We start from the raw sequence: 7992 nt of genomic DNA on the forward strand, positions 1-7992 counted from the left end.
GTCGGGGACGCCTTTGCCGCCGACGAGTCCGGCCATGATGAGCTGGTAGGTGTCCCCGGCGTACATCCAGGCGCAGGAGGGGCAGCGCGAGGCCCGCCGGTTGCCGCACGCGATCCGCAGCCGACCACCGGGCTCACTGCTCGTGGAGTACTCGAAGAACTCCCTCGTCCGCGTATCCACGGTCCGTGAGTAGCCGCACAAGTGGATCGGCTGAGCACAGCCACCCGTACGGCGAACCTGCTCCTGCCAGCGCTCAAAGCCCGGGTTGTTCACCACCCGCAGCATGTCGGCCAGGGTGATCGGGTCGGTGCCCACGGCCGCCGCCACACCTGCGACAGCGGCCGGAGCAACCGGAAACGCCACCCTCACGCGGCCACCCCCAGCGGGACGGGGGCGGGGTCCAGCGCTGTGCAGACGCAGGGGATCTTGGTGCCGACCGTGCCGGACACCGACCCGTCGTCATCGATCACCGTCTCCGCACCCAGGCAGTCAGAGCACGTCAGGTAGCCGAAGGCCGAGTCGGCGGGGCAGATCTTGTTGCCGTCGTGGGTGAGCACACGACGCCCGTCGATCTCCACCCAGGCCCACAGCGGGAACGAACCCTGGCAACCGGGGCACGGAAGCGGTGCGAACGCTGCGTCACTGCTGAGCGTGCAGGAGGGCAGGGCCACCGCCTCGGGGGTCGTGGTGACGTCCTCCCCGGTCTCCCAGTTGAAGGCCCGCCCGGAGGGGCAAGGCGACGGGACCGTGGTGACGTGGTGCATCAGCACCAGGACCGCGCCCTTCGGGTCCCCAGGCCCAGTCAGTAGCAGCCGCCCCGCACCCCGCGCAGGCAGACCCGATCTGAGGCACCCCCGCATCCCAGTACGCCAGGGAGGTCGCGGACAGGTAGGAAACGTGCGAGCCGGTACGCGTGGCAGGCATGATGGAACTTCCCTTCACGGGGAGTCGGGGCGCGACGATCTGCTTGGCGGTAGGCGTCGCGCCTCTTTTGCGATCACTTCAACTTGCCTATGCAAGTTGGTTCACCGTACGGCCTCAACTTGACTATGCAAGTGGCTGAGCGCAGAAAAAAGGACCGATCCACCAGACCGGCCCCTCACTTGACGTACCGTCAGGGAATGTCGATCACGTACCGGAATACGTGTCGATCACAAGGCACCCGAGAGTCCAGCACCTCAACGGCTGCAGCGCTTGTGGTGTGCGCAGTGCGAAGCACTCGCGCCAGCGGCACGCCCGGCGGAATCGCCAGATCATCCACTTCGCCCGGAGTGGGCATCCTGATGTCCAAGTCTTCGACGAATTGCGTGATCCGCTCACCGACAGGCCCATTGGGATCCTCGATCAGCGCGCTGACTCCGCCGCGAATTCGGCGCCCTTCCTCTACAGGTGTGCCACGGAAGAGTTCGGCCGGGTAGTAGCCATCAACGAGTTGCATCGGCTCGTCATTGACGAAGAACGCCCTCCGGCGCACAATCACGGCCGCCCCTTCGGCCAGGCCGAGCCGACTGGCGACCTCTACCGAAGCAGGGACTGTCGCAACACTCAGGATGCGCTGTTCCGGCCGAAGGCCCTGCGCCGACGCTTCCGCGTTGAAGTTGCTGACACCCGTGTCCCGACGTTTCCGGAAGTTAGCCCCGGTGGTGAGCATTTGGACGTTCGGGCGCGGCCGGACCAGCGCCGCCCTTCCTTGGGAACTGACCACCAGCCCCTCAGCCTTAAGGAGAGCAATGCTCTTGCCCACGGTCACGCGCGTCGTGCCGTAACGGTCCTTCAGGACGTTCTCGGACGGGAGCTTGGATCCTGGTTCCAGCTCTCCCGAAAGGATCAGAGCTCGTAGGTCATCCGCGATCCGTTGATACAGAGGACGCGTGTCGTCCGCCATGAAAGCCACCTCAGCTTGTCTATGCAAGCAAGCATACGGCTTGGCGCTGACAGCGTCACTCAGCGAAACGACCACCCAGACCACTGGTCCACCTTGGTCACCACGACGGGACCAGACGGGGGGTTCTCGCGATACTGCTGGTACTTGCGGGATAGAAGTTCGAGGGGAGCCGCTCTGCGTGCAGAGTCTTCCCAGATCTCTGCACGGCCGTCGGCGCGTGCCCACCAGAGTTGCGACCAGTCGTCCGCGTAGTGATCGACCAAGAGGGTAACTTGGCCGTTCTCGTGGATGTTCCGCAGTCGCCGCAGGTTCCAAGTGCTCTTGGGCTTGTGGTCGATGGCGAAGTAGATGTGGCCTTCATCCACGGCAAACGTGACGGGCACCAGATGTGGCATGCCGTCGTTGCTAGCCGTAGCCAGCCGGGCCACCGGCGATCCCGCGAAGAGCTCGCGAGCTTCATCGGGTCCAAGCTTCATGCCTCGGACAGTACCCGCGTACGCCCCTATGCCACAGAGCCTGTTACGGGTTTCTCTACATCATCAAGGGCCCGCGCAAAGCGCGGGCTGGCCCCTTGGGCCTGGCCCTCTGCGCCTTCGGCGCCGGGCCTGGCCCCTGGGGCCGCAAGCATGTTACGGCCCGGACGGTAGAGCCCTAGACGGGCATGGCCACGGTCAGAACGATGCCTCGGCGGGGGATCGGCCGGCACCGGGATGGAGGGGGCGCCGTACGCGACTGCGGGTCCGAAATGGCGTGCGCGGGGAGCTTCCATCCCGACCACCATCGACCCAGGCAGAGCCGAGCAGACGCGGCCCATGGCGTCCAGGTCGTTCGTACAGTGGCGCGCTCCACCTGGACGCCATGAACCACGCCCGCTCCACGGCGTGTGGGTCGACGGCGGACGGGATGGAAGCTGGGGTGAGTGGTGGGTAGAGGGGAGTGGCCACCTTTTTACGGCCAGCCCACTTCTAGGCAGCGGAACGACTACGCCGTAGCTGCTACACCAGTGGCAGCCGCTGCAACGCCGCCAATCAGCCCTACGACAATGAGCAGCAGCCCCTGGGCCATGAGGCGTTTCTCCCGCGAGTACGTCTTGCCGCCAAAGATCACCCCGAAAAGGCTCTTGAGCAGCCACGTCAGTGCGGCGACAGGAGGATCATCGCTTTGGGGCTCTGCGCTTCCTGCCTCGCGTGTAGCCCCCCAACAGAAGAGCACCAGGCCTACCACGATGAGCAGCAGCGCTGCAGCGCCAAGAATGATTGCGAGCACGTCCATACCGCTGTACATTCCGTGCCTAGCGTGGCGCCCTACCGTTCACGAGGAAGGATTCACCCTAGTGGGCACCGATCTTGCCCACCTCGTCGACTGCCACTGGGAAGCCGAGCACTCTCTCCGGAAGATCTTCAGGAACTTCGTTAGCGTTGACCAGGTTCACCCTGATCACCAAGTGCGCTTCGTCACCCGAGATGCCGATCCCGCTCACACGCGGATCATCGGCGAAGCACTCGACGAGTACCCGCTTAGCCGCTCGTGCTGCGTCGATGTCTGTCATGACAGCAGCTCCTCTGAGGTCAGCAGGTGGGCATGGAAGTAGTCCAGCACGGCATCAAGGCGGCACAGGTAACTAACCGCCGGCCCTCTGTCGGGTGGGCGGAGGCGTCCACCAAACAATAGACCAACCCCCTCACCGGAGTCAGCAGCATAGACCAGCGCGCCACTGTCCCCCTTCCGGCTAAAAGGGCCGTCCAGACCCTGTACCTCGATCACTTCATCGAAGCGCAAGGAACCTATCTCGTAGTCCAGCCCGAAGACCGCCAAATCCACTGTTTTGATGAATCCACGAGTGGGCCCCGTGGTCTTGCCGATCTTCTCTACCAGGGTGCCATATGCCGGAGCTGCGACGCAGGACACGCACCCGATAGACGACCAGCGCGCTTGGAACGGCACTTCATCGAGCCGGCAGATGGCGGCATCGATCGTGTTCACCTGGTCTCGCGGCTCCAGCGGCTTGAAGGCACGCAAACAGCCGATGCGATTCATCTGAGGGCGGCCCTCTGGCCGACCGGGTTGAAGGATCACGTCGTCCGGTCGCCCGCGGTTCGACGCCGCAAGCACGTGGTTGCTTGAGAGTGCAAACACCCCCTCTTCGTGTTCCACGGAGACGAAGGCCCCTAGAGTCCCTGCGTAGCATCTGGGATGGCTGATCGACAAGCCCGGTCGCAAGGGGAGGGTTGTGCTGACCGAAACGCCATGAGCCCGAACCCGACCGATCACGCGCACGTCGGCCTCGCCATGAGCCGTCTTTGCGATGAGCGTGGCGAGCTCTCTCATGCTTGGCGTGTCTTCCTGGACTCTGATCGCGATGCCGTAGCCCCCGGTTGGCAATCCCGTGACCCCCAGCGCAATGCCCGTCCCAACCGGCAGGGGTCGCAGCGGCCGATAGTGCGGCGATCGCCAAGCTTCGACACTGAGCCCCGAGTCTTCGTTCAGCAAGTCACACATGAGCTTCTGCTTGAGCTGCGTTGCCGTCTCGAAGTCCATGAGACCCCCCTAGCCGAGGTCCTTATGCGTTACTTGTGACTGATGCCCCATTTTGACGAGAAAATACCGATACATCGCCGTGGATCGAGTCCTCAGGTCGCTCGCCATCACGCCTCGACCCATGCCTATCTCCATCAGACCAGCGACCTCCATAACCGGCACCTCGGCCATCATTACGAGAACGGGTTGCACGCAACCGACACATGAATCGTCATGCCACCATCACGCCCTACGTGCCCGCATGAGGGCCGAAAAGTTCAGCACTGGGCCTGGAGGACTCCGAGCCCTCCGAGAGCGACAGGGGAGCCACACGTGCCCCCTACGTGGCCGGCCCGACAGCGCGAAGCGGGGAACAGCGGGGAATCACGGAGTCCGAGCCGGGAAGCCGCAGGTCAGCGTCTCGCCAACTCAGCCTCCATCCACATACGCGATCTTCCAAACTGGTGCTCTAGACAAAGCTGGCCCCTTGACTCGGTCATTCGGACTCTACTGACCTACGCGTCGTGCTACACCGTTTGCCATGAGCGAGGGACTGGCAGCTTTGATCGTCGCAGGCATGGGCTGTGTAGGCGCGTTAGGGGGTGCTCTCGTGGGTGGGATCCTGACGGGACGAGGAGCAAGATCCAGCGCAGAGATAGCAGCCGCCGCAACACGATCCAGCGCGGAGACAGCGCGCTACTGCGCAGAGGTGGCAGCTTCCGCAACACAGTTCAGCGCAGAGATGGCAGCCGCTACAGCTCGCATGCAGACCACGCTTCCCTACTACGCGGCCTACCAGACTTCGCTGGACGAGTTCCGCCGATCCCTTAGAGCTGACCCCTTCGACCTCGAAGATTTGAAGCGCGCCGACCACTTGGTCCACAGCAACTACCACGGGGTTCATTCAGTGGGAATCACGGACGTGACCAACATCGCGGGGAGGATCAACGGAGCATGCGAAGCGATCAAGAAGAACCTGAATGGGGACCTCGACTCTCCGCAGAATCGCTCGGCAGCGTGGACGAGACTGGGGGACCAGCGACTCGCCCTCAATAATGCGATAGCCCGCGCAATCGACCGACGAAACTGACGCCAGGCCGACGGCAACGAGGGCGAACGCGACGTACGCAGCGGTATGTCACGGACTGGCGCAAGATCCGCAAGAAGCGCTGACTTCCTCTGACATCCACGGGTCACATGCCCGTCCAGCCCCCGTACAGCAGCCCTCGGACTGCGACACAGGTCATCCTGCCCCGTGCCACTCGCGTGCCAGAACGGACGGGGACTCAGGGGGAGCTGCAGGGCCGAGCGGGTACGGGAGCAGTAGGCCGACCAGACCAGAGCAACTGCAGGCCAGGCGCATGATCCCCCAACCTCGCCCCTAAAGCGGGTGCCGCAGGTTCGAATCCTGCCGGGGCACCCACCTCCAGGCGATTCACAAAGAACTCGCGCCCTTTGACTTTAGTGAGGGTTCCTTGCCCGATTTTATGCTCGATTTTTTTTATACCTTCGAGCCTTATACCGGGACAGGAAACTCCACGGCTTTGGATTGTAATTCAGGTCATGCCTGGCAGCTTCAAGGAAGACGGCCTGGGCGGGACCATACTCTTTCTTAGAGGGATCCTCTTTCACCGGCGCAATTACCGCGAGGTTCTCGGCGGCCTCGATCACGTACACAGGAGCACAAAGCCGCACCCCCTGAAGCGCGCCAGCAAGCTCAGACCCCGTCTCCATCTGCCGCGCAATAACGTCGTGAAACAGAGGATGATCAGCCTTGGCCCCGGCTTCCCCTACCGCAGCTACAAAGTCACTCGCCAACCTGCATGCGATGACAGCATCACCAAAGCGGCGATATGCACTAGCGCGATCCTCAAGGCTCCCGCATCGGACTACCCCAACAGGACGATAACGATTAACCGCTGCTGCACCTATCCTCGACGCACTCTTAAGTGCCGTTGTAGTGATGGTAGTTGGCTCCATGACTCATTATTGCACTGAAGCAACTCCTGCGTGGGGTGATTCAACTTCACGGCCAGGCTCACATGGTCACCTCCCGGGCCGTCTCTGGGCCGTCCGACGGTGCACAACGATGACCAACGCTGACAACCATCGACAGCTAAGTCGCAGGTCGCAGCGTTGATCGATTACGTAGCCGCAGGCCAGAGACCCGGCCCTTCACTTCTTCGGCTTCTGACAGCCGGGCCTCCCGACAACCGACCTACGGCTCTCACACGGACAGCGCTAACTTCTGGTTAGCGCTGTCTCGTCGTATGGTGAGGGGTATGGAAGAGACCGTCACCGCCGACCCCGCGGACCTGCCGTTCGACGTCTTCTCCAAGGCGTGCCCCTCGCGCGGCACCCTGGAGCACGTCACCGGCCGCTGGGGCAGTCTCACCCTGGGCGCGCTCCACGAGGGCGGCTTCCGCTTCAACGAGCTGCGGCGCCGGGTCGACGGGGTGAGCGAGAAGATGCTCTCCCAGACGCTCCAGGCACTGGAGCGCGACGGGCTCGTCCACCGCGAGGCCCAGCCGACCAACCCGCCGCGCGTCGACTACACCCTCACCCCGCTGGGCACCGAGGTCGCCGAACGCCTGCTGGGTCTGATCCACCTCATGGAGGACCGGATGCCGTCGGTTCTTGAGGCGCGCGAGCGCTACGACGCGACGCGCGGCGGGCGCTGACAGCGCGGGCAGAAGTAGCTGGACCGGTTCATCCAGGGGCGCCGGCGCATCGGAGTGCCGCACCGGCGGCAGGGCTCGCCCTCGCGCCCGTACGCGTCGAGCGAGCGGTCGAAGTACCCCGACTCCCCGTTCACGTTCACATACAGGCTGTCGAAGCTGGTGCCGCCGACGGCGAGGGCCGCGGTCATCACTTCCCGTACGTGGCCGAGGAGTTCGGCGGACTTGGGGCGCGTGAGCGTCGAAGTGGGGCGCTCGTAGTGCAACTTGGCGCGCCACAGCGCCTCGTCGGCGTAGATGTTGCCGACCCCGCTGATGAGTGACTGGTCGAGCAGCGCGCGCTTGACGGTGGTGCGGCGCAGCCGCAGCGCGGTGAAGAAGGCGGCGTCGTCGAAGAGTTCGTCGAGCGGGTCGCGCGCGATGTGCGCGATGACGTCGGGCAGTCCGTCGGGAGTGTTGTCGTGGAGCGAGAGTCCGCCGAAGGTCCGCTGGTCGACGAAGCGCAGTTCGGTGCCGGCCGCGTCCTGGAAGCGCAGCCGGATCCGCAGGTGCTTCTCGTCGGGCGCGCTCTCGGGCTGGACGAGCAGCTGCCCGCTCATCCCGAGGTGCCCGAGCACGGACTGCCCGGTGTCGGCCAGCGGGAGCCAGAGGTACTTCCCGCGCCGCTGGGCGACCCCGATCCGGTGGCCCTTGAGCCGGGCCGCGAAGTCGGCCGCGCCGGCCGGATGGCGGCGTACGGCGCGGGGGTGCAGCACCTCGACGTCGTCCACGGTCCGTCCGGCCACCCAGCGCTCGAGTCCGCGGCGGACCACTTCCACCTCGGGGAGTTCTGGCACGGGCTCCTCCACGGGGGCGCGGGACAACGGGATGTCTGGAGGGTATCCCGCCCCTCCCCCTGGCTGGTGCCCCTCC

The 7992-nt window shown here is 64.5% G+C and carries 10 protein-coding genes; 2 read left to right on the forward strand and 8 right to left on the reverse strand.

Annotated elements, in window-relative coordinates; translation table 11 throughout:
* The 7 genes from ACJA3G_RS24185 to ACJA3G_RS24215 form a co-directional block, all read right to left on the reverse strand.
* Positions 1-285, reverse strand: a 285-nt coding sequence (locus ACJA3G_RS24185) for a replication initiator (RefSeq protein WP_406555147.1), incomplete at its 3' end; no start/stop codon positions are given.
* 80 nt (positions 286-365) lie between these two features.
* The gene (locus ACJA3G_RS24190; protein WP_406555138.1) at positions 366-770 is read right to left on the reverse strand and encodes a hypothetical protein; all 405 of its coding nucleotides are present in this window, start codon (positions 768-770) and stop codon (positions 366-368) included.
* Positions 771-1114: 344 nt separating this feature from the next.
* A complete protein-coding gene (locus tag ACJA3G_RS24195) occupies positions 1115-1885 on the reverse strand; it encodes a GntR family transcriptional regulator (RefSeq protein WP_406555139.1) in 771 nt (256 codons plus the stop codon).
* A 59-nt stretch (positions 1886-1944) separates the two neighbouring features.
* The gene (locus ACJA3G_RS24200; RefSeq protein ID WP_406555140.1) at positions 1945-2361 is read right to left on the reverse strand and encodes a TIGR03668 family PPOX class F420-dependent oxidoreductase; all 417 of its coding nucleotides are present in this window, start codon (positions 2359-2361) and stop codon (positions 1945-1947) included.
* Positions 2362-2866: 505 nt separating this feature from the next.
* Positions 2867-3157, reverse strand: coding sequence for a hypothetical protein (locus tag ACJA3G_RS24205; protein ID WP_406555141.1), 291 nt, complete (start codon positions 3155-3157; stop codon positions 2867-2869).
* Between the two features lie 58 nt (positions 3158-3215).
* Positions 3216-3434, reverse strand: coding sequence for a hypothetical protein (locus ACJA3G_RS24210; RefSeq protein WP_406555142.1), 219 nt, complete (start codon positions 3432-3434; stop codon positions 3216-3218).
* On the reverse strand, positions 3431-4423 hold the full coding sequence (locus ACJA3G_RS24215; protein WP_406555143.1) for a hypothetical protein: 993 nt from the start codon (positions 4421-4423) through the stop codon (positions 3431-3433). Before ACJA3G_RS24215 ends, ACJA3G_RS24210 begins: the two co-directional genes overlap by 4 nt.
* A 520-nt stretch (positions 4424-4943) precedes the next feature.
* On the opposite strand from ACJA3G_RS24215, the gene ACJA3G_RS24220 reads away from it, so the two are divergent.
* Positions 4944-5492 (forward strand): hypothetical protein, encoded by a 549-nt coding sequence (locus ACJA3G_RS24220; RefSeq protein WP_406555144.1) that lies wholly within the window; start codon positions 4944-4946, stop codon positions 5490-5492.
* A gap of 1192 nt (positions 5493-6684) precedes the next feature.
* Positions 6685-7083, forward strand: coding sequence for a winged helix-turn-helix transcriptional regulator (locus tag ACJA3G_RS24225; protein WP_406555145.1), 399 nt, complete (start codon positions 6685-6687; stop codon positions 7081-7083).
* Here ACJA3G_RS24225 and mutM read toward each other — a convergent pair.
* Positions 7056-7916, reverse strand: a complete 861-nt coding sequence (mutM, locus tag ACJA3G_RS24230) for a bifunctional DNA-formamidopyrimidine glycosylase/DNA-(apurinic or apyrimidinic site) lyase (RefSeq protein ID WP_406555146.1) — start codon at positions 7914-7916, stop codon at positions 7056-7058. The two genes, ACJA3G_RS24225 and mutM, sit on opposite strands and share 28 nt — an antisense overlap.
* Between the last annotated feature and the right edge of the window lie 76 nt (positions 7917-7992).

It is taken from the genome of Streptomyces sp. YS-3, from assembly GCF_045257485.1.
Classification (GTDB): domain Bacteria; phylum Actinomycetota; class Actinomycetes; order Streptomycetales; family Streptomycetaceae; genus Streptomyces.

Excerpts from the sequence above, each read along its gene's own strand:
- ACJA3G_RS24195 (WP_406555139.1), bottom strand. The coding sequence starts at position 1,885 with ATGGCGGACGACACGCGTCCTCTGTATCAACGGATCGCGGATGACCTA.
- ACJA3G_RS24200 (WP_406555140.1), bottom strand. The coding sequence starts at position 2,361 with ATGAAGCTTGGACCCGATGAAGCTCGCGAGCTCTTCGCGGGATCGCCG.
- ACJA3G_RS24205 (WP_406555141.1), bottom strand. The coding sequence starts at position 3,157 with ATGGACGTGCTCGCAATCATTCTTGGCGCTGCAGCGCTGCTGCTCATC.
- ACJA3G_RS24210 (WP_406555142.1), bottom strand. The coding sequence starts at position 3,434 with ATGACAGACATCGACGCAGCACGAGCGGCTAAGCGGGTACTCGTCGAG.
- ACJA3G_RS24215 (WP_406555143.1), bottom strand. The coding sequence starts at position 4,423 with ATGGACTTCGAGACGGCAACGCAGCTCAAGCAGAAGCTCATGTGTGAC.
- ACJA3G_RS24220 (WP_406555144.1), top strand. The coding sequence starts at position 4,944 with ATGAGCGAGGGACTGGCAGCTTTGATCGTCGCAGGCATGGGCTGTGTA.
- ACJA3G_RS24225 (WP_406555145.1), top strand. The coding sequence starts at position 6,685 with ATGGAAGAGACCGTCACCGCCGACCCCGCGGACCTGCCGTTCGACGTC.